The following is a 21,357-nucleotide window of genomic DNA, read 5'->3' as shown; positions in this document are numbered from 1 at the left end:
GGCCCGCCCGACGATACCGTAGGCTCCTATCCGTGAGTGACCAGGAAGAAACCCCCGCAGCCCCCCGCCGTGTCGTCGTCGCCGAGGACGAGTCGCTCATCCGCCTCGACATCGTGGAGACCCTCCGCGACAACGGCTTCGAGGTCGTGGGCGAGGCCGGTGACGGCGAGACCGCCGTCGCGCTCGCCACGGAGCTGCGTCCCGACCTCGTCATCATGGACGTCAAGATGCCCCAGCTCGACGGCATCTCCGCGGCCGAGCGGCTGAACCGCAACCACATCGCGCCCGTCGTCCTCCTCACGGCCTTCAGTCAGAAGGAGCTCGTCGAGCGCGCGGGCGAGGCCGGGGCGCTGGCCTACGTCGTCAAGCCGTTCACGCCGAACGACCTGCTGCCCGCGATCGAGATCGCGCTGGCCCGCTACGCGCAGATCATCACGCTCGAGGCCGAGGTGTCGGACCTCGTCGAGCGCTTCGAGACCCGCAAGCTCGTCGACCGGGCCAAGGGCCTGCTCAACGAGAAGATGGGGCTCACGGAGCCCGAGGCGTTCCGCTGGATCCAGAAGGCGTCCATGGACCGCCGCCTCACCATGCACGACGTGGCGCAGGCCATCATCGAGCAGCTGAGCGCCAAGAAGGCCTAGCCGCCGCGGCGCGTGACGCGCGGCACAAGGGCGCCGCGGTCAACGACGCGAGCGCTCGCGGATGATGTTCGTGATCCGCACGGTGGAGAGCCGTCGTCCCTCGTCGTCCGTCATGACGATCTCGTGCGTCGTGAGCGTGCCGCCGAGGTGGATCGCCGTGCAGGTGCCGGTGACGGTGCCGGTCGACGCGGAGCGCGTGTGGCTCGCGTTGAGCTCGATGCCGAAGGCGACCCGGTCGGGGCCGGCGTGCACGTTCGCCGACATGGACCCGAGCGACTCGGCGAGCACGACGTACGCGCCGCCGTGCACCACGCCGTACGGCTGCGTGTTGCCCTCGGCGGGCATGGTGGCGACGGATCGCTCGGGGCTCAGCTCCTGGAAGACGATCCCCATCTTCTCGGCGAGCGCGCCCACGTCCTGGGGCTGGCGGAGGAGCCGCGCGGTGGCGGACGGCTCGGGTGCGGGCTGGGTCATCGGGGATCCTCCGGGGCCGGTCGGACGTCGGGAGGCCTCTATAGGCTGGACCCGTGCCGAACACGGAAAAGCCTACCCTCCTCGTCATCGACGGCCATTCCCTGGCGTTCCGGGCCTTCTACGCCCTGCCGGCGGAGAGCTTCCAGAACCGCGAGGGGCAGCACACGAACGCCGTGCACGGCTTCATCGCGATGCTCATCAACCTCCTGCAGAAGGAGAAGCCCACGCACGTGGGCGTCGCGTTCGACATCTCGCGCTTCTCGTTCCGCACGCGGGAGTATCCGGAGTACAAGGGCACGCGCGGCGAGACGCCCGTGGAGTTCACCGGGCAGGTGCCGCTGCTCGAGCGCGCGCTGAAGACCATGAACATCCCCACCCTCACCAAGGAGGACCACGAGGCGGACGACATCCTCGCGACCCTGGCCACCCAGGGTCGCGAGCAGGGGTTCCGCGTGCTCGTCGTCTCGGGCGACCGCGACGCCATCCAGCTCGTCAACGACGACGTCACGCTGCTCTACCCGTCCACCCAGGGCGTCTCGCAGCTCACGCGCTACGACGCGGAGAAGGTGTTCGAGAAGTACGGCGTGCAGCCCGAGATGTACCCGGACATCGCGGCGCTCGTGGGGGAGACGAGCGACAACCTCATCGGCGTCGACAAGGTCGGTCCGAAGACCGCCGTCAAGTGGCTCAACCAGTACGGCTCCCTCGACGCTGTCCTCGAGCACCGGGACGAGATCTCGGGGAAGGTCGGCGACAACCTCCGCGCCCAGTACGAGAACGTCATCCGCAACCGCCGCCTCAACCGGCTGCTCACCGACGTCGAGCTGCCGCTCGGCCCGGCCGACCTCGAGCGCAAGCCCATCGACGAGCCCGCCCTCCGCGAGGTGTTCCAGGTGCTGGAGTTCAAGCAGCTGCTCGACCGGGTGCTGAAGCTCGAGGGATCGGGCGCCTCCGTGTCGAGCGAGGGCACGCCCGTGGGCACGGTCGAGCAGGAGCCGTCCACCGCGCCGCAGGCCCCGAAGCAGCAGCAGCTGCTCGACGAGGAGCTCGAGAAGTGGATCCGGACGCACAGCGCCGCGTCGCCGCACGGCCTGGGCCTCACGGTCGAGACGCACGACGGGAGACCCGTCGGCTTCGGGCTCGCGAGCGCGACCGAGGCCGTGACCCTGCCGTGGCAGGAGGGCCGCGCCGACTACGCGCCGTTCGAGCGCTGGCTCGCGAGCGACGCGCCGAAGATCATGTCCGACGCCAAGCTGCAGGTGAAGGCCATGCGCCGCGCCGGCCTCGAGGTCCAGGGGCTCGCGTTCGACGTCCTCGTCGCGGGCTGGCTGCTGCGTCCCGGCTTCACCGACAAGACGCTCGCCGCGCTCGTGAGCCGCTACCTCATGGAGGACCTGCCCGAGCCCGACGCCAACCAGCTCGTCCCCGAGACCGAGGCGCTCACGGCGCCGGTCGAGGCCTGGTACACGCTCCGGGTCGAGCACGCGCTGCGCGAGGTGCTCGACGAGCGCACGCTCGGCGTCATGGTCGACATCGAGATGCCGACGCTGCTCGTGCTCGTGGAGATGGAGCTGCGCGGCGTGGCCACCGACCGCGCCGGCCTCGCGGAGCTGTCGGCGCAGCTGCAGGAGCGCATCACCGACCTCGCGCAGCGCGCGTTCGCGGAGATCGGCAAGGAGATCAACCTCGGCTCGCCGAAGCAGCTGCAGGAGGTCCTCTTCGATCAGCTCGGCATGCCGAAGACCCGCGCCAACAAGACCGGCTTCTCGACCGACGCCGGCGCGCTGGCCGACCTCCAGGCCTCGAACCCGCACCCGTTCCTCGACCTGCTGCTCGAGCACCGCGACGCGAGCAAGCTGCGCCAGATCATCCAGACGCTCGAGCGGGGCATCGGCGACGACGAGCGGATCCACACCACCTACGTGCAGACCGGCACGACGACCGGCCGCATCTCCTCCAACGACCCGAACCTGCAGAACATCCCCGTGCGCACGGAGGCGGGCCGCCGCATCCGCAGCGCCATCCGTGTCGGCGAGGGCTACGAGACCCTGCTCACCGCCGACTACTCGCAGATCGAGATGCGGATCATGGCGCATCTCTCCGGCGACGCGGGCCTCATCGAGGCCTTCGCGGCGGGGGAGGACCTGCACCGCTTCGTCGGATCCCGCATCTTCGGGGTGGAGCCGGCTGACGTCAGCGCCGAGATGCGCACCAAGGTGAAGGCCATGAGCTACGGCCTGGCCTACGGGCTCAGCGCCTTCGGGCTGTCCAAGCAGCTGCGCATCCCATCGTCCGAGGCGAAGCAGCTCATGACGGACTACTTCGCGCGCTTCGGGGCCGTGCGCGACTACCTCCGCCAGGTCGTGGAGGAGGCGCGCGCCGCCGGGTACACGGAGACGATCTTCGGCCGCCGCCGTCCGTTCCCCGACCTCAACAGCCCGAACCGCGTCCTCCGCGACAACGCCGAGCGGGCTGCCCTCAACGCGCCCATCCAGGGCTCGGCGGCCGACATCATGAAGATCGCCATGATCCGCATCGAGGCCGACATGCGCGAGCGCGACATGGCATCGCGCATGCTGCTCCAGGTGCACGACGAGCTCATCCTCGAGGTCGCCGCGGGGGAGTGGGACGCGCTCGAGGCGATCGTCACGGACCGCATGGCCCACGCGGCGGACCTCCGGGTGCCGCTCGAGGTGCAGGTGGGCCGCGGCGACTCGTGGGCCGCCGCCGCGCACTGACCGGCGGATCCCCTCCATCCACCCAGCACGAGGAGCACAGCGCATGACGACAGCACGACTCTCCGACCTCCTCGCCGACGGCTCCATCCGGCTCGACGCGCGCGCCGACGACCGCGAGTCCGCCATCCGCCAGGCGGGCGACGCGCTCGTCGCGGCCGGTGCCGTCGAGCCCGGATACGTCGAGGCCATGGTCGAACGCGAGCGGTCCGTGTCCACGTTCGTGGGCGAGGGCGTCGCAGTGCCGCACGGCACGCTCGCCGCGGGCCGCGACCTCGTCCGGGCCGACGCGATCAGCCTGCTGCGCCTGCCCGACGGCGTCGACTGGGACGGCCACGACGTCCGCATCGTCATCGGCATCGCGGCGACGGGAGGCGGGCACATCCCGCTGCTGTCGCGCCTCGCGGAGATCCTGCTCGACCCCGTGCGCGCGGAGCAGCTGCGCGGCGCGACGGATCCGGCGACCGTCCGGTCCCTGCTGGGAGCCGCTACGGTCGAAGGATGACGACGACGCCGAAGGCCCCCCGACCGCAGACGGACATCGACCGCATCGCCGAGGGCTGGATCGACGCCTCGCTCGACCTGCACCCCGAGGAGCGCGTCTACCTCGGCCGCCCCGGACGCGAGGGCGAGTACGGCGACATGTCGCCCGCGGGCCACGCGGCGCACGCCGACGCGGCTCGCGCGGTCGTCCGGCAGCTCGCCCGGGCCACGCCCGTCGACGCGATCGACGAGGTCACCCGCATGGACCTCACCCGGGAGCTGGAGCTCGACGTCGAGATGCACGACGCAGGCGTGCACCTCTCCGATCTCAACGTGATCGCGTCGCCCGCGCAGGGCATCCGCGAGGTGTTCGACATCTCGCCCACCGCCACCGCGGACGACTGGGAGAGCATCGCGACGCGGCTCGGCAACGTCGCCGGCGCGGTCGACGGCTACATCGAGACCCTGCGGGAGGGCGTCCGCCGCGGGCAGGTGCCGGCGAAGCGGCAGATCCGCGAGGTGCTCGGCCAGGTCGAGCGCCAGGCCGCGCCCGACGGGTTCTTCCGGTCCTTCGCCGACGAGGCGCGACCGGACGCCGGCGAGCTGTCCGCCTCCCTCAGCCAGGACCTCGGGGCGCGCTCCGAGGAGGCCCGGTCAGCGTACGAGCGGCTGGCGTCGTTCCTCGGCTCGGAGCTCGAGCCCGCGGGCCGCGACGCCGACGCCGTGGGTCGCGAGCAGTACGCGCTGCGGTCGCGCTCGTTCCTCGGCGCCGAGGTCGACCTCGACGAGACCTATGAGTGGGGCGTGGGCGAGCTCGCCCGCATGGTGGAGGAGCAGGAGGCCATCGCCCGCGAGATCCTCCCCGGCGCGAGCGTGCTCGAGGCCATCGCCCACCTCGACGGCGACGCCTCGCGCAAGCTGCACGGGACGGACGCCCTCCGCGCGTGGATGCAGGAGACGAGCGACCGCGCGGTGGAGGAGCTCGGCCGCACGCACTTCGACATCCCCCAGGAGATCCGCGCGCTCGAGTGCATGATCGCCCCCACGCAGGAGGGCGGCATCTACTACTCCGGCCCCGCCGACGACTTCAGCCGCCCCGGCCGCATGTGGTGGTCGGTGCCCGAGGGCGTCACGGAGTTCGACACCTGGCGCGAGCTGACGACCGTCTACCACGAGGGCGTCCCCGGCCACCACCTGCAGATCGCGCAGGCCACCTACAACAAGGCGGAGCTCAACACGTGGCGCCGCTTCGCCGGCACGTCGGGACATGCGGAGGGCTGGGCCCTCTACGCCGAGCGCCTGATGCAGGAGCTGGGCTACCTCGACGACCCGGCCGACCGCCTCGGGATGCTCGACGGGCAGCGGATGCGCGCCGCCCGCGTGGTGCTCGACATCGGCGTCCACCTCGGCAAGACGCGCCCCGACGGCGAGGGCGTCTGGGACGCCGGCTTCGCATTCGACTTCATGGGCCGGAACGTCAACATGGATCCGTCCTTCGTGCGCTTCGAGGTCAACCGCTACCTCGGCTGGCCCGGCCAGGCCCCCTCCTACAAGGTCGGCCAGCGCATCTGGGAGGACCTCCGCGACGAGTCGCGCCGGCGGGAGGGCGACGCGTTCGACATCCGCGCGTTCCACCGCCGCGCGCTCGACGTGGGCGGCGTCGGCCTCGACACGCTGCGGGCGGCGGTCCTCCGCTGACCGCGGGTGGGGCGGTCGACGCGCGCAGGGCCGACGCCCCGCGCGGCGCGGTTGTCCCGCCTCCGCGGCCGGGTCTAAGATCGACTGTCGCACTTCTGCGACGACCCATCCGTCCGCCGCTCGACCGGTACCCGCACGGGTCCGCGCCAGCGGCCTTATTCATGCCCATCCTGGAGCACTAACTACATGACAATCGCAACGACCGACAAGGCGCCCAAGCAGGTCGCGATCAACGACATCGGATCTGCTGAGGACTTCCTCGCCGCGGTCGAGAAGACACTGAAGTTCTTCAACGACGGAGACCTCATCGAGGGCACCGTCGTGAAGATCGATCGGGACGAGGTCCTGATCGACGTCGGCTACAAGACCGAGGGCGTCATCCCCTCGCGTGAGCTGTCGATCAAGCACGACGTCGACCCCACGGAGGTCGTCAAGGTCGGCGACACCGTCGAGGCCCTCGTCCTCCAGAAGGAGGACAAGGAAGGCCGTCTGATCCTGTCCAAGAAGCGCGCGCAGTACGAGCGTGCGTGGGGCGACGTGGAGAAGATCAAGGAGTCCGACGGCGTCGTCACCGGCACCGTCATCGAGGTCGTCAAGGGCGGCCTCATCGTGGACATCGGCCTCCGCGGCTTCCTCCCGGCCTCGCTCATCGAGCTGCGCCGCGTCCGCGACCTCACGCCGTACCTCGGCCAGGAGATCGAGGCCAAGATCCTCGAGCTCGACAAGAACCGCAACAACGTGGTCCTGTCGCGCCGTGCGCTCCTCGAGCAGACGCAGTCCGAGAGCCGCAGCACGTTCCTCAACAACCTCCAGAAGGGCCAGGTCCGCAAGGGCGTGGTCTCCTCGATCGTCAACTTCGGTGCGTTCGTGGACCTGGGCGGCGTCGACGGTCTCGTGCACGTCTCCGAGCTCAGCTGGAAGCACATCGAGCACGCCAGCGAGGTCGTCGAGGTGGGCCAGGAGGTGACCGTCGAGATCCTCGAGGTCGACCTGGACCGCGAGCGCGTCTCGCTGTCGCTCAAGGCGACGCAGGAGGACCCGTGGCAGGTCTTCGCCCGCACGCACGCCATCGGCCAGGTCGCGCCCGGCAAGGTCACCAAGCTGGTGCCGTTCGGTGCGTTCGTCCGCGTGGCCGAGGGCATCGAGGGCCTCGTGCACATCTCGGAGCTCTCCGGCAAGCACGTCGAGCTCGCGGAGCAGGTCGTGTCCGTCGGCGACGAGGTGTTCGTCAAGGTCATCGACATCGACCTCGAGCGTCGCCGCATCTCGCTGAGCCTCAAGCAGGCCAACGACGGCGTCGACCCCGAGGGCACCGAGTTCGACCCCGCCCTCTACGGCATGCTCACCGAGTACGACGACCAGGGGAACTACAAGTACCCCGAGGGCTTCGACCCGGAGACCAACGAGTGGAAGGAAGGCTTCGAGTCGCAGCGCGAGACCTGGGAGCAGCAGTACGCCGCAGCCCAGGCCCGCTGGGAGGCCCACAAGAAGCAGGTCGCGGCGGCAGCCGAGGCCGAGGCGGCCGACACGGGCATCACGTCCGCCGGCCCCGGCTTCACGAGCGACTCGACGGGCGCCGGCACGCTGGCGGACGACGAGAGCCTCGCCGCCCTGCGCGAGAAGCTGTCCAGCTCGAAGTAGCACCACCGCACGATCACGAGGCCGCTCTCCCTCCGGGGAGGGCGGCCTCCGTCGTCCCCCGGCCAGCCGCCCGCCTAGGCTGGATCCATGCAGGTGATCGGATTGACGGGCGGCATCGCCGCGGGCAAGACGGTGGTGGCCGACCGCCTGGCGGAGCTGGGGGCCGTGCGCATCGACGCCGACCGGCTCGCCCGCGAGGTCGTGGAGCCCGGCACCCCCGCCCTCGCGGAGATCGCACGTCGCTTCGGGCCCGGCGTGATCGCCGCCGACGGATCCCTCGACCGGCCCGCGCTCGGCGCGGTCGTGTTCCAGGACCCGGACGCGCGACGCGACCTCGAGGCCATCACGCACCCCGCGGTGCGCGCGCTGTCCGCCGCGCGCATGGCCGCGGCGGGGGAGGCGGACGCCGACGCGGTCGTCGTCTACGACATCCCGCTCCTCGTGGAGTCCGGCCGCGTCGACGAGTTCGACCGGATCGTCGTGGTCCACGCGCCGCGCGAGGAGCGGATCCGCCGCCTCGTCGAGCTGCGCGGTATGTCGGCCGAGGAGGCCGAGCGCCGCATCGCGTCGCAGGCCACCGACGAGGAGCGCCTCGCCGTCGCCGACGAGGTCGTCGACTCCGGCATCTCGCTCGCGTCGACGCTCGCGCAGACGGATCGGCTCTGGGCGAACCTGTCCGACGGTGTCGGTGGCCGCTCGTAGGCTGATCCCATGCAGCCCACCCGTTCCGTGCGCCCGTTCAAGGTCGTCAGTGACTACTCCCCGAGCGGCGACCAGCCCACGGCCATCGCGGAGCTGGCGGGCCGGGTCAACGCCGGCGAGCCCGACGTCGTCCTCCTGGGCGCCACCGGAACGGGGAAGTCGGCCACGGCCGCCTGGCTCATCGAGCAGGTCCAGCGGCCCACGCTGATCCTCGCCCACAACAAGACGCTCGCCGCCCAGCTCGCCACCGAGTTCCGCGAGCTCATGCCGGACAACGCGGTCGAGTACTTCGTCTCCTACTACGACTACTACCAGCCCGAGGCCTACGTCCCGCAGACGGACACCTTCATCGAGAAGGACTCGTCGGTCAACGCCGAGGTCGAGCGCCTCCGCCACTCCACGACCAACTCGCTCCTCAGCCGCCGCGACGTCGTGGTGGTCAGCACGGTGTCGTGCATCTACGGCCTCGGCCAGCCGGAGCAGTACATGAACGCCATGGTCGCGCTCCAGGTCGGGATGCAGATCAACCGCGACACGCTCATCCGCAAGTTCGTGTCCATGCAGTACCAGCGCAACGACGTCGACTTCTCGCGCGGCAACTTCCGTGTGCGCGGCGACACCATCGAGATCATCCCGATGTACGAGGAGCTGGCCATCCGCATCGAGATGTTCGGCGACGAGATCGAGGCGCTCTACCAGCTGCACCCGCTCACGGGCGACGTGGTCCGCAAGATGGATTCGGTGTCCGTGTTCCCGGGCTCCCACTACGTGGCCGAGACCGAGGTCATGCAGCGGGCCATCGGCACCATCCAGGAGGAGCTCGAGGCGCGGCTCGCCGTGCTCGAGCGCGAGGGCAAGCTGCTCGAGGCCCAGCGGCTGCGCATGCGCACCAACTTCGACATCGAGATGATGCAGCAGATCGGCTTCTGCTCCGGCATCGAGAACTACTCCCGCCACATCGACGGGCGCGACGCGGGGGAGGCCCCGCACTGCCTGCTCGACTACTTCCCGGACGACTTCCTGGTCGTCATCGACGAGTCGCACGTCACCGTGCCGCAGATCGGCGCCATGTTCGAGGGCGACTCGTCGCGCAAGCGCACGCTCGTCGAGCACGGCTTCCGCCTGCCGAGCGCGCTCGACAACCGGCCGCTGAAGTGGAACGAGTTCACGGAGCGCGTGCCGCAGACCGTGTACATGTCGGCGACGCCCGGCAAGTACGAGCTCGGCATGGGCGACGGCGTGGTGGAGCAGATCATCCGACCGACAGGCCTCATCGACCCGGCCATCGTCGTCAAGCCCACCAAGGGCCAGATCGACGACCTGCTGGAGCAGATCCGCATCCGCGTGGAGAAGGACGAGCGCATCCTCGTCACCACGCTCACGAAGAAGATGGCGGAGGAGCTCACCGACTACTTTGCCGAGGCCGGGGTGCGCGTGCGCTACCTCCACTCGGACGTCGACACCCTGCGCCGCGTCGAGCTGCTCAGCGAGCTGCGAGCCGGCGTGTACGACGTGCTCGTGGGCATCAACCTGCTGCGCGAGGGCCTCGACCTCCCGGAGGTGTCGCTCGTCGCGATCCTCGACGCCGACAAGGAGGGCTTCCTGCGGTCGTCCACGTCGCTCATCCAGACCATCGGCCGCGCGGCGCGCAACGTGTCGGGCGAGGTGCACATGTACGCCGACGTGCTGACGGACAGCATGAAGCGCGCCATCGAGGAGACCGACCGGCGCCGCGAGAAGCAGGTCGCCTACAACACCGAGCACGGCATCGACCCCACCCCCCTGCGCAAGCGCATCGCCGACATCACCGAGATCCTGGCGCGCGAGGGCGAGGACACGAAGAAGATGCTCGAGGGGCGCGGCGGCGGCAAGCGCTCGCCCACCCCGAACCTCCGACGCGAGGGCAAGGCGGCCGCGGGAGCGAACGAGCTGGAGACGATCATCTCCGACCTCAACGACCAGATGCTCCAGGCGGCGGGCGAGCTCAAGTTCGAGCTGGCCGCACGGCTGCGCGACGAGCTGGGCGACCTGAAGCGCGAGCTCCGGCAGATGGAGAAGGCCGGCCACCTGTCCTGATGACGAGGGGCGCGCGGCGGACGGCCGTCGGTCGCGCGCCCGGGCCGCGGTCGCTGTCGGTGGCGACGCATACGATGGACGGGTGTCAATCTCCCCCGTCGAGTCCTCCTCCCTCCTCAGCGTGCGCGGCGCCCGCGTCCACAACCTCCGCGATGTCGACCTCGACATCCCGCGCGACTCGCTCGTCGTCTTCACGGGTCTGTCGGGGTCCGGCAAGTCATCGCTCGCGTTCGACACCATCTTCGCCGAGGGCCAGCGCCGCTACGTCGAGTCGCTGTCCGCGTACGCGCGCCAGTTCCTCGGGCAGGTGGACCGGCCCGACGTCGACTTCATCGAGGGCCTGAGCCCCGCGGTCTCCATCGACCAGAAGTCGACGAACCGCAACCCGCGCTCCACGGTGGGCACCATCACCGAGATCTTCGACTACATGCGCCTGCTCTGGGCGCGCATCGGCGTCGCGCACTGCCCCGTCTGCGGCGAGCGCATCTCGCGCCAGACCGTCCAGCAGATCGCCGACCAGCTCATGGAGCTCGAGACCGGCACCAGGTACCAGGTCGTCAGCCCCATCGTGTCGCAGAAGAAGGGCGAGTTCGTCGACCTGTTCGCGGAGCTCGCCTCCGGCGGGTACTCGCGGGCCATCGTCGACGGCGAGCTCATCCAGCTCAGCTCGCCGCCCAAGCTCAAGAAGCAGTACAAGCACGACATCTCGGTCGTCGTCGACCGCCTGGTCGCGAGCGACGACATCCTCGGACGCCTGACGGACTCGCTCGAGACCGCGCTCCGGCTCACCGACGGCATCGTGATGATCGACTTCGTCGACGTCGACGGCCCCGGAGGCCTGCGGACGTACTCCGAGAAGCTCTCCTGCCCGAACAACCACCCCATCCAGCTCACCGAGATCGAGCCCCGCACCTTCTCGTTCAACGCGCCCTTCGGCGCCTGCCCCGAGTGCTCGGGCCTCGGCACGCGCATGTCGGTGGACCAGGAGCTGCTCATCGGCGACGAGTCGCTGAGCATCGCCGACGGAGTCATCCTCCCGTGGACCACGCAGGGCAAGGGCCTCTTCCAGTACTACGAGAAGCTGCTCGCCGGCCTCGCGCGCGACCTCAAGTTCTCGCTCACGACGCCCTGGCGGAAGCTGCCCGAGGAGGTCCGCGAGGCCGTCCTGCGGGGCAACGACTTCGAGGTCCAGGTCAAGTGGAAGAACCGCTACGGCCGCGAGATGACCTACTCGTCGGGCTTCGAGGGCGTCATGCCCTACATCGAGCGCCAGTTCGCCCAGGCGGAGACCGACAACCAGCGCGCCCGCTGGGGCGAGTACCTCCGCGAGATCCCCTGCCCGGTCTGCGACGGCAAGCGGCTGAAGCCCGAGGTCCTCGCGGTGCTCGTGCACGGCGCGAACATCGCCGACGTCGCGGAGATGAGCCTCTCGGACGCGCAGGAGTTCATGGCCCAGCTCGAGCTGACCGACCGCGAGGCGCACATCGCCGCGCAGGTGCTGCGGGAGATCCGCGTGCGCCTCGAGTTCCTCATCGAGGTCGGCCTGAACTACCTCAACCTCGCGCGTGCGGCGGCCTCGCTCTCCGGCGGCGAGGCGCAGCGCATCCGCCTGGCCACGCAGATCGGCTCGGGGCTCACGGGGGTGCTCTACGTGCTGGACGAGCCGTCCATCGGCCTGCACCAGCGCGACAACCGACGCCTCATCGAGACCCTCGTCAAGCTGCGCGACCTCGGCAACACGCTGATCGTCGTCGAGCACGACGAGGACACCATCCGCACCGCCGACTGGATCGTCGACATCGGCCCGGGCGCGGGAGTCAACGGCGGCAAGGTCGTGCACTCCGGCTCCTACGAGGGCCTCATCGAGAACCGCGAGTCGCTCACGGGCGACTACCTCGCCGGCCGCCGCGCCATCGCGACGCCCGCGAAGCGCCGCAAGGTCGACAAGAAGCGGCAGATCCAGGTCGTCGGCGCGCGCGCCAACAACCTGCAGAACGTGACGGCGACCTTCCCGCTCGGCACGCTCACGGCCGTCACGGGCGTCAGCGGATCCGGCAAGTCGTCGCTCGTGAACGACATCCTCTACCGCGTGCTCGCCAACGAGCTCAACGGCGCCCGCAAGGTCCCGGGCAAGCACTCGCGCGTCACGGGGCTCGAGAACCTCGACAAGGTCGTGCACGTCGACCAGAACCCCATCGGCCGCACCCCGCGCTCGAACCCGGCCACCTACACGGGCGTGTTCGACCGGATCCGCAACCTCTTCGCCGAGACGACCGAGGCCAAGGCCCGCGGCTACCTCCCCGGCCGCTTCAGCTTCAACGTCAAGGGCGGGCGCTGCGAGGCGTGCTCGGGCGACGGCACCATCAAGATCGAGATGAACTTCCTGCCCGACGTGTACGTGGCGTGCGAGGTCTGCGGGGGAGCGCGGTACAACCGCGACACCCTCAGCGTCCACTACAAGGGCAAGAGCATCGCCGAGGTGCTCGACATGTCCATCAGCGAGGCGGCGGAGTTCTTCGAGCCGATCCAGGCCATCCACCGCTTCATGAAGACGCTGGTCGACGTGGGCCTCGGCTACGTGCGGCTCGGCCAGAGCGCCACGACGCTCTCCGGCGGCGAGGCGCAGCGCGTCAAGCTGTCCACCGAGCTGCAGCGCCGGTCGAACGGCCGGAGCATCTACGTGCTCGACGAGCCGACCACCGGTCTCCACTTCGAGGACGTGCGGAAGCTCCTCCTCGTGCTGAACGGTCTGGTCGACAAGGGGAACACCGTCATCGTCATCGAGCACAACCTCGACGTCATCAAGTCCGCCGACTGGCTCATCGACATGGGCCCAGAGGGCGGCGCGGGCGGCGGCACGGTGCTCGCCACCGGCACGCCCGAGCACCTGGCCACCGTGCCGGAGAGCTACACGGGCGGCTTCCTCAAGGAGGTCCTCGACGCCGAGGCCGAGGCCTCCGCGGTCGCGTCCCAGCGCGCGCGCGAGGAGCGCGCGGCCGGCTGATGGCCCGCACCGACACCGTCGGCTACCGCCCGGCGGCGGGGGAGATCCCCACGTCGCCGGGCGTGTACCGCTTCCGCGACGCCGCCGACCGCGTGCTCTACGTGGGCAAGGCCAACAACCTCCGCGCGCGGCTCGCGAACTACTTCGCTCCCCTGGAGAGCCTGCACGAGCGCACGCGCCGGATGGTCACGTCGGCTGCCGGCGTCGAGTGGACCGTGGTCGGCAGCGAGTTCGAGGCGCTCCAGCTCGAGTTCACCTGGATCAAGGAGTTCGACCCGCCGTTCAACGTCAAGTTCCGGGACGACAAGTCCTACCCCTACCTGGCCGTGACGCTCGGCGAGGACTACCCCCGGGTCATGGTCACGCGCAATCGGAAGATCCGCGGCGCCAAGTACTTCGGCCCGTACACCAAGGTCTGGGCCATCCGCGAGACGGTCGACCACCTGCTCAAGGTGTTCCCGATGCGGTCCTGCTCCGAGAGCACGTTCAAGCGCGCCCGGCAGACGAACCGGCCCTGCCTGCTCGGCGACATCGGCCGCTGCGCCGCCCCGTGCGTCGGCCGCGTCTCCGACGAGGAGCACCGCGAGATCGCGGACGACTTCGTGAGCTTCATGGGCGGGAACGACTCGAAGTACGTGGGGCAGCTCACGCAGCGGATGAAGGACGCCGCGGCGGAGATGGACTACGAGGCCGCCGCCCGCCACCGCGACGACATCGGCGCGCTCGAGGCCGCCCTCTCCAAGACCGCCGTCGTGTTCGACGATCGGGTGGACGCCGACGTCTTCGGCATCGCCGCCGACGAGCTGGCCGCGGCCGTGCAGCAGTTCATGGTCCGCGGCGGCCGCATCCGCGGCACGCGCACCTGGGTCGTCGACAAGGAGCTCGACATCGGCATCGGCGAGCTCGTCGAGACCGTGCTGCACAACGCCTACGAGGACGAGGCGCACCCTCCGCGCGAGGTCCTCGTCCCCGAGCTGCCCGCCGACGCCGCCGAGCTCGAGCTCTGGCTCAGCCAGCGGCGCGCCGCGGGGGAGGACGACGGCACCGTGCGCCGCGGCCGCCCGAGCTCCTGGCAGGTCGACCTCCGGGTCGCCCAGCGTGGTGACAAGGCGGCGCTCGCGCACACCGCCGCGACCAACGCGCAGAACGCGCTCATGCTCTACAAGACGCGCCGCAGCTCCGACTTCACCACCCGGTCGAAGGCCCTCGCCGACATCCAGGAGGCGCTCGGCATGCCCGACGCGCCGCTGCGGATGGAGTGCTACGACGTATCGCACCTCAGTGGCACCAACATCGTCGCGTCCATGGTCGTCTTCGAGGACGGCCTGCCGCGCAAGGACCAGTACCGCCGCTTCAACATCGCCGACTCCACGGACGACACCGAGTCGATCCACCAGGTCATCACGCGCCGGCTCGCGTACCTCGGCAAGGAGGCCGAGGTCCCGGCCGACGCCGCGCCGCCCGAGCTCGGCGAGGCACCGCCCGTGAACAAGTTCTCGTACAGCCCCAACCTGCTCATCGTCGACGGCGGGCAACCGCAGGTGGCCGCGGCCCAGCGGGCGCTCGAGGAGTCGGGCGTGACCGGGATCCAGCTCGCCGGCATCGCCAAGCGCCTCGAGGAGATCTGGCTCCCGGACTCCGACTACCCGATCATCCTGCCGCGCAACAGCGACGCGCTCTTCCTCATCCAGCGCATCCGCGACGAGGCCCACCGGTTCGCCATCACGCACCAGCGGGCCCGCCGGAAGCGCGACATCACGTCGGTGCTCAACGAGATCCCGGGGCTCGGGCCGTCGCGCGTGCAGCGGCTGCTGCAGCAGTTCGGGTCCGTGGCCAAGCTGAAGCAGGCGGAGGTCGAGGAGATCGCGGCCGTGCGCACCATCGGGCCGACCCTCGCGCAGGCCGTGTACGAGCGGCTCCGCTCGTGACCTGTGCCCGGTCGCGTGTCGCGGGTCGCGCCTAGACTGGATCCACCGACAGCGCGACGAGAGGTGCATGCCCGCATGAGCGTGGAGATCCCCCAGCAGGACGTCATGATCGTGACGGGGATGTCCGGCGCGGGCCGCTCCACCGTCGGCAACGCCCTGGAGGACCTCGGCTGGTACGTGGTCGACAACCTCCCGCCGCAGATGCTCAAGCCGCTCGTCGAGCTGGCCGGCCGCGCGGGCACATCGCTGCCCAAGATCGCGGCTGTGGTCGACGTCCGCGGCGGCGACTTCTTCTCCGAGCTGCGCGACATCCTGCAGACCTTCGGCACAGGTCCGCGCCTACGTGTCCTCTTCCTCGAGGCCACCGACGCGGCGCTCGTCCGGCGGTTCGAGCAGGTGCGCCGCCCGCACCCGCTCCAGGGCAACGGCACGCTGCTCGACGGCATCGCGGCCGAGCGGGCCCGCATGATCGAGATCCGCGAGGCGAGCGACCTCGTCATCGACACCTCCGAGCTCAACATCCACCAGCTCGCCACCACCATCACCGAGCAGTTCAGCGGCGCCGACGACGCCGGCGTGCGCGTCACCGTGATGAGCTTCGGGTTCAAGTACGGCACCCCGGCGGACGCCGACATGGTGGCCGACATGCGCTTCCTGCCCAACCCGTTCTGGACCCCCGAGCTCCGCCCGCTCACGGGTCGCGACAAGGCCGTCAGCGACTACGTGCTGGGCCAGGAGGGCGCAGAGGAGTTCGTCCACGCATACGCCAGGGCCCTCGCCCCGGTGCTCGCGGGGTACCAGCGGGAGAACAAGAGACACGCTACGATCGCTATCGGCTGTACCGGCGGCAAGCACCGCTCGGTCGCCGTCTCCGAGGAGCTCTCCAGCCTCCTCCGCGCCCTTCCCGGCGTCGCTGTCAGCACCAAGCACCGCGACCTCGGCCGGGAGTAGGGCACCCATCTCATCAAGGGAGTAAGCATTTGCCTCTGACCTCGGACGTCAAGGAAGAACTGTCACGCGTCGAGGTCAGCAAGACCACGGTGAGGGCCGCCGAGCTGGCGACCATCCTGCGGTTCTCGGGTGGGCTGCACCTCATCTCGAACCGCATCGCCGTCGAGTCCGAGCTCGACACCCCGCTCCTCGCCCGCCGCGTCCGCAAGGACCTGGCCGAGCTCTACGGGGTGCGCAGCGACATCTCGGTCATCCCCGCGTCCGGCATGCGCCGCGCCACCCACTACCTGGTCCGGGTGATGGAGGGCGGCGAGACGCTCGCCCGCCAGACCGGCCTGCTCGACGCCCGCCGCCGCCCCATCCGCGGCCTGCCGAACCGGCTCACCACGGGCTCGCGCGAGGAGATCGCCGCCGTCTGGCGCGGGGCGTTCCTCGCCGCGGGCACGCTGACGGATCCCGGCCGCTCGGCCGCCCTCGAGGTCACCTGCCCCGGCAACGAGGCGGCGATGGCGCTCGTCGGCGCCGCGGGTCGCCTCGACGTCAGCGCCAAGGCGCGCGAGGTCCGCGGCGTCCACCGCGTGGTCATCCGCGACGGGGACGCCATCGGGCAGATGCTGCGCGTCATGGGCGCGCAGGGCACGGTCGTGAGCTGGGAGGAGATGCGCCAGCGCCGCGAGGTGCGGGCCACCGCCAACCGCCTCGTCAACTTCGACGACGCGAACCTCCGCCGCTCCGCGCAGGCCGCCGTCGCCGCGTGCGCGCGCGTCGAGCGCGCCATGGAGATCCTCGGCCCGGACATCCCCGACCACCTCAAGTACGCGGGCGACCTCCGCCTGCGCTTCCGCGACTCCAGCCTCGACGAGCTGGGCCACCACGCCGATCCGCCCATGACGAAGGACGCCGTGGCCGGCCGCATCCGCCGCCTCCTCGCCATGGCCGACAAGAAGGCCGTCGACGAGGGCCTCCCCGGCACCGACGCGAACCTCCCCGCCGACCTCGACGACGTCTGATCCGCGAGGCGTCCGTCGGCGGTGCACGCGCGCCCCGGCGGGCGGCCATCCGCGGGACGCCGGGCGTCATCCGGCCAGGTGGTGCGGAGGGCCGCCGGACTAGACTCGATCCGTCACCCACCCCCGGCCTCTGGCCGGGAGCCCCCGGGCAATGAAGAGGAGATACACCTATGGCTGACTACACTCTCGTCGACCTCCCGTACGACTACTCGGCCCTCGAGCCGAGCATCAGCGGCCGCATCATGGAGCTGCACCACGACAAGCACCACAAGACCTACGTCGACGGCGCGAACACCGCCCTCGTCAAGCTGCAGGAGGCGCGCGACGCCGGCGACCTGACCTTCGTCAACAAGCTGCAGAAGGACCTCGCGTTCAACCTCGCGGGCCACGTCAACCACACCGTGTTCTGGAACAACCTCAGCCCCGACGGCGGCGACAAGCCCACCGGCGAGCTCGCCGCGGCCATCGACGAGTTCTTCGGCTCGTACGACAAGTTCCAGGCCCACTTCACCGCATCGGCCCTCGGCATCCAGGGCTCCGGCTGGAGCATCCTCGCGTGGGACTCGCTCGGCCAGAAGCTCATCATCGAGCAGCTGTACGACCACCAGGGCAACCTCGCGGCGGCCACCGTGCCGATCCTGCTGCTGGACATGTGGGAGCACGCCTTCTACCTCGACTACGTGAACGTCAAGGCCGACTACGTCAAGGCGTTCTGGAACATCGTCAACTGGGCCGACGTGCAGGCGCGCTTCGACGCCGCCCGCACGAAGACGCAGGGCCTCTTCCTCCTCTCGTAGCCGCATCCGCGGGCGGCCGGCGGGGAGACCCCGTCCGCCCGCGGATCCCGCACTGCAGGACTCCCGCGCACCCCGAACCTCGATCACCCACCGCCGCCCCCGAGCGCGCAGAACATCAGGAGAACACGTGACCGTCAAGATCGGCATCAACGGCTTCGGCCGCATCGGCCGCAACTACTTCCGCGCCGCGCTCGCCAAGGGCAGCGACATCGAGATCGTCGCGGTGAACGACCTCACCGACAACAAGGCGCTCGCGCACCTGCTCAAGTACGACTCCATCACGGGCCGCCTCGACGCCACCGTCGAGCTCGACGGCGACAACATCGTCGTCAACGGCAAGGCCATCCGCGTCCTCGAGGAGCGCGACCCCGCGAACCTCCCCTGGGGCGAGCTGGGCGTCGAGATCGTCATCGAGTCCACGGGCCGCTTCACGAAGGCGGAGGACGCGCGCAAGCACATCACCGCCGGCGCCAAGAAGGTCCTCGTCTCCGCGCCCGCCACGGGCGACAACGTCGCGACCCTGGTCCTCGGCGTCAACGAGGGCACCTACGACCCCGCCACGCACGATGTCATCTCCAACGCGTCCTGCACCACGAACTGCCTCGCGCCCCTCGCGAAGGTCTTCCTCGACGAGTTCGGCATCGAGCGCGGCCTCATGACGACGGTCCACGCCTACACGGCCGACCAGAACCTGCAGGACGGCCCCCACAGCGACCTGCGTCGTGCGCGCGCCGCCGCGGTCAACATCATCCCCACGTCGACGGGTGCCGCGAAGGCGCTCGGCCTCGTGATCCCCGAGCTCGTCGGCAAGCTCGACGGCTACGCGCTCCGCGTGCCCGTGCCCACCGGCTCGATCACCGACCTCACCATCGAGACCTCGGCGAACGTCACGGTCGAGCAGGTCAACGCCGCGTACAAGGCGGCGGCCGACGGCCCCCTCAAGGGCATCCTCAAGTACACCGAGGACCCCATCGTCTCGAGCGACATCGTCAACGACCCGCACTCCTCGATCTTCGACGCCGGCCTCACGAAGGTCATCGGCTCGCAGGTCAAGGTCGCGTCGTGGTACGACAACGAGTGGGGCTACTCCAACCGCCTCGTCGACCTCACCGAGTACGTCGCCGATCGCCTGTAACCGGCCGTGGCACTCCGCACCATCGACTCCCTGGGGGACCTCCGGGGTCGTCGCGTCATCGTGCGCTGCGACCTCAACGTCCCCCTGAAGGACGGCGTGATCGGGGATGACGGGCGCATCCGCGCCTCGCTGGGGACCCTCACGGGTCTCCGCGAGGCCGGCGCGCGCGTCGTCGTGATCTCGCACCTCGGCCGGCCCGACGGCACCCCGGACGAGCAGTACAGCCTCCGCCCCGTCGCGGCGCGCCTCGGCGAGCTGCTCGACGCCGAGGTGGCGTTCGCGACGGACACCGTGGGCGACTCCGCCCGCGCCGCCGTGGACGCCCTCGCGGACGGCGACGTCGTCGTGCTCGAGAACCTGCGCTTCCACGCGGAGGAGACGAGCAAGGACGAGTCCGTCCGCCGCGGCTTCGCGGAGTCGATCGCCGAGCTGGGGGACGCGTTCGTGTCCGACGGCTTCGGCGTCGTGCACCGCAAGCAGGCCAGCGTCTTCGAGCTCGCCTCGGTCCTGCCGAGCGCCGCCGGCTCGCTCATCGCGAGCGAGCTCGAGGTGCTGGACCGCCTCACGGAGAACCCGGAGCGGCCCTACACGGTCGTCCTCGGCGGTTCCAAGGTGTCCGACAAGCTCGGCGTCATCGGCCACCTGCTGCCGCGCGTCGACTCGCTGCTCATCGGCGGCGGGATGCTCTTCACGTTCCTCAAGGCCCAGGGCCACGAGGTGGGTGCGAGCCTCCTCGAGGAGGACCAGGTCGAGACCGTCAAGGGCTACCTGGCCGAGGCCGAGGAGCGCGGCGTCAAGATCGTGCTCCCCACCGACGTGGTCGTCGCCGACGGGTTCTCCGCCGACGCCGCCCACGAGGTGACGCGCGCCGACGCCATCGAGGGCACTCCGGCGGGCGCGAAGGGGCTGGGGCTCGACATCGGCCCCGAGACCGCCGACGCGTTCGCGACGATCATCCGCGGATCGACAACGGTGTTCTGGAACGGGCCCATGGGCGTCTTCGAGCTGGAGCCGTTCGCGGCCGGCACGAGGACGGTCGCCGATGCGCTCACCCGCGTCGAGGGGCTCTCCGTGGTCGGCGGCGGCGACAGCGCCGCGGCCGTCCGCGCGCTCGGATTCGATGATGACCGCTTCGGTCACATCTCGACCGGAGGCGGCGCGAGCCTCGAGTTCCTCGAGGGGAAGCGCCTGCCGGGACTGGAGGTCCTCGGATGGCAGTGACCGATCGCCCGCAGGGGCGCACGCCCCTCATCGCGGGCAACTGGAAGATGAACCTGGACCACCTCCAGGCCATCGCGTTCGTCCAGAAGCTCGCGTGGAGCCTCAAGGACGCCAAGCACGACTACGCGGAGGCGGAGGTCGCGGTCTTCCCGCCGGCCACCGACATCCGCAGCGTGCAGACGCTCGTCTCGGCCGACAAGCTCGAGCTGGCCTACGGCGCCCAGGATGTCTCCGAGCACGAGTCGGGCGCGTACACGGGGGAGATCTCCGCGGCGTTCCTGGCGCAGCTCGCCTGCCGGTACGTGATCGTCGGCCACTCCGAGCGGCGCACGCTGCACGGCGAGACCGACGAGCAGGTCGCTGCCAAGTCGGCTGCAGCCGTGAAGCACGGCATCGTCCCGGTGATCTGCGTGGGCGAGACCGCGGCCGACCTCGAGGAGCATGGCGCCAGCGCCGTCCCCGTGGCACAGCTGCGCGTCGCGCTCCAGGGCCTGCCGAAGGGCGCCGACGTGGTCGTCGCCTACGAGCCCGTGTGGGCCATCGGGTCCGGCCAGGCCGCGACGCCCGAGCAGGCGCAGCAGGTGGCGGCACCGCTCCGCGCGGTCGTCGCCGAGCTCCTGGGCGACGAGGCCGCGAAGGCCACGCGCATCCTCTACGGCGGCTCGGTCAAGGCCGGCAACATCGCGGGCTTCCTCCGGGAGCCGGACGTCGACGGAGCCCTCGTCGGCGGCGCCAGCCTCGACGTGCAGGAGTTCTCCGCGATCGCGCGGTTCCGCTCGCACGTCGGCGTCTGATCCACGCATCCCCTCGAGCCGCTCGCGTCCATCCGGGCGCGGGCGGCTCGTCGCACTCAGCCGCCCG

General features: G+C 70.4%; 16 protein-coding genes. 15 read left to right on the top strand and 1 reads right to left on the bottom strand.

Annotated elements, in window-relative coordinates:
• Nucleotides 1-32: 32 nt before the first annotated feature.
• Nucleotides 33-641, top strand: coding sequence for an ANTAR domain-containing response regulator (locus tag FGD68_RS11215; protein ID WP_147361605.1), 609 nt, complete (start codon nt 33-35; stop codon nt 639-641).
• 39 nt (nt 642-680) lie between these two features.
• Here FGD68_RS11215 and FGD68_RS11210 read toward each other — a convergent pair whose 3' ends face one another.
• A complete protein-coding gene (locus tag FGD68_RS11210; RefSeq protein ID WP_119372420.1) occupies nt 681-1,115 on the bottom strand; it encodes a PaaI family thioesterase in 435 nt (144 codons plus the stop codon).
• Between the two features lie 53 nt (nt 1,116-1,168).
• On the opposite strand from FGD68_RS11210, the gene polA reads away from it, so the two are divergent.
• The 14 genes from polA to tpiA all read left to right on the top strand — a co-directional run bounded on the left by polA (nt 1,169) and on the right by tpiA (nt 21,290).
• Entirely contained in the window at nt 1,169-3,853 is a 2,685-nt protein-coding gene (gene polA / locus FGD68_RS11205; protein ID WP_119372421.1) for a DNA polymerase I, read from the top strand.
• Between the two features lie 43 nt (nt 3,854-3,896).
• Complete coding sequence (locus FGD68_RS11200; protein WP_104234779.1) at nt 3,897-4,355, top strand: PTS sugar transporter subunit IIA; 459 nt, start codon at nt 3,897-3,899, stop codon at nt 4,353-4,355.
• A complete protein-coding gene (locus FGD68_RS11195) occupies nt 4,352-6,031 on the top strand; it encodes a DUF885 domain-containing protein (protein WP_119372422.1) in 1,680 nt (559 codons plus the stop codon). The genes FGD68_RS11200 and FGD68_RS11195 overlap by 4 nt, the downstream gene beginning before the upstream one ends.
• Nucleotides 6,032-6,217: 186 nt before the next feature.
• On the top strand, nt 6,218-7,672 hold the full coding sequence (gene rpsA, locus FGD68_RS11190; protein WP_012038440.1) for a 30S ribosomal protein S1: 1,455 nt from the start codon (nt 6,218-6,220) through the stop codon (nt 7,670-7,672).
• Nucleotides 7,673-7,759: 87 nt separating this feature from the next.
• Complete coding sequence (gene coaE, locus FGD68_RS11185) at nt 7,760-8,374, top strand: dephospho-CoA kinase (RefSeq protein WP_104234777.1); 615 nt, start codon at nt 7,760-7,762, stop codon at nt 8,372-8,374.
• A 9-nt stretch (nt 8,375-8,383) separates the two neighbouring features.
• Complete coding sequence (gene uvrB, locus FGD68_RS11180; RefSeq protein WP_104234776.1) at nt 8,384-10,450, top strand: excinuclease ABC subunit UvrB; 2,067 nt, start codon at nt 8,384-8,386, stop codon at nt 10,448-10,450.
• Between the two features lie 82 nt (nt 10,451-10,532).
• Nucleotides 10,533-13,454, top strand: coding sequence for an excinuclease ABC subunit UvrA (uvrA, locus tag FGD68_RS11175; RefSeq protein ID WP_104234775.1), 2,922 nt, complete (start codon nt 10,533-10,535; stop codon nt 13,452-13,454).
• Entirely contained in the window at nt 13,454-15,382 is a 1,929-nt protein-coding gene (gene uvrC, locus FGD68_RS11170) for an excinuclease ABC subunit UvrC (protein WP_119372171.1), read from the top strand. The genes uvrA and uvrC overlap by 1 nt, the downstream gene beginning before the upstream one ends.
• A gap of 75 nt (nt 15,383-15,457) precedes the next feature.
• Nucleotides 15,458-16,333, top strand: a complete 876-nt coding sequence (rapZ, locus tag FGD68_RS11165; RefSeq protein WP_012038435.1) for an RNase adapter RapZ — start codon at nt 15,458-15,460, stop codon at nt 16,331-16,333.
• A 29-nt stretch (nt 16,334-16,362) separates the two neighbouring features.
• Entirely contained in the window at nt 16,363-17,343 is a 981-nt protein-coding gene (gene whiA / locus FGD68_RS11160; protein ID WP_104234774.1) for a DNA-binding protein WhiA, read from the top strand.
• A 170-nt stretch (nt 17,344-17,513) separates the two neighbouring features.
• Nucleotides 17,514-18,140: a superoxide dismutase gene (locus FGD68_RS11155; RefSeq protein WP_012038433.1), complete on the top strand. Its 627-nt coding sequence runs from the start codon at nt 17,514-17,516 to the stop codon at nt 18,138-18,140.
• Between the two features lie 127 nt (nt 18,141-18,267).
• A complete protein-coding gene (gap, locus tag FGD68_RS11150; RefSeq protein WP_119372170.1) occupies nt 18,268-19,275 on the top strand; it encodes a type I glyceraldehyde-3-phosphate dehydrogenase in 1,008 nt (335 codons plus the stop codon).
• 6 nt (nt 19,276-19,281) lie between these two features.
• Nucleotides 19,282-20,496, top strand: coding sequence for a phosphoglycerate kinase (locus FGD68_RS11145; protein ID WP_104234772.1), 1,215 nt, complete (start codon nt 19,282-19,284; stop codon nt 20,494-20,496).
• Complete coding sequence (gene tpiA, locus FGD68_RS11140) at nt 20,487-21,290, top strand: triose-phosphate isomerase (RefSeq protein ID WP_119372169.1); 804 nt, start codon at nt 20,487-20,489, stop codon at nt 21,288-21,290. The genes FGD68_RS11145 and tpiA overlap by 10 nt, the downstream gene beginning before the upstream one ends.
• Nucleotides 21,291-21,357 lie beyond the last annotated feature (67 nt).

The sequence above is a fragment of the Clavibacter californiensis genome (assembly GCF_021952865.1).
GTDB lineage: Bacteria > Actinomycetota > Actinomycetes > Actinomycetales > Microbacteriaceae > Clavibacter > Clavibacter californiensis.
This window is presented reverse-complemented; position numbering and strand designations above follow the sequence as displayed.